The organism is Pseudomonas sp. EA_65y_Pfl1_P113 (genome assembly GCF_963970525.1).
Lineage (GTDB): Bacteria > Pseudomonadota > Gammaproteobacteria > Pseudomonadales > Pseudomonadaceae > Aquipseudomonas > Aquipseudomonas tritici.
In genome coordinates this window covers 1-474 of sequence record NZ_CAXAQM010000480.1, presented here as the reverse complement: position 1 = coordinate 474, position 474 = coordinate 1, and the positions used below count along the sequence as shown (strand labels likewise).

Here is a 474-nt window from a genome sequence, read left to right as displayed (position 1 = left end):
CGATCAATATTCCCCTAGAAGATGCCGGCAACCTTTCGGTTGCGGCCGATGGCACCGTGTCGGGAAAGACCGGCCAGCTTGGACGCATCGCGGTTACCGTCTTCCCTAGCGAAGCCGGCGTAACCCCGCGCGGGGACGGACTGATGACCGCGACCGGCGGGCGCGAACTTCCGGCAGCCGAAACCAAGTTGCGCAGCGGTGGCGTCGAAGGATCGAATGTCCAACCGATCAGCGAAACCGCCGACATGGTCGAGATTTTGCGCGCGTACCAATCCAGCCAGCAAATGTCCCAGAGCATGACCGATATGCGCCGCAAGGCGATCGATCAACTCGGCAAGATCGGCTGATCCCCCACCCCACTTCCTTGAGTGAAAGGCCCATATCATGCGCTCTCTTTCGATCGCCGCGACTGGCATGCTCGCGCAACAGACCAACGTCGACGTGATTTCAAACAACATCGCCAACATGAACACG

The 474-nt window shown here is 59.9% G+C and carries 2 protein-coding genes; both read left to right on the top strand.

The annotated features are described in order from the left end of the window. On the top strand, positions 1-347 hold a 347-nt coding region (locus AACY52_RS30675), incomplete at its 5' end, for a flagellar basal body rod C-terminal domain-containing protein (protein WP_339561441.1). A gap of 37 nt (positions 348-384) precedes the next feature. Next, a partial coding sequence (locus AACY52_RS30670) for a flagellar basal body protein (RefSeq protein ID WP_339561442.1) occupies positions 385-474 on the top strand: 90 nt, incomplete at its 3' end.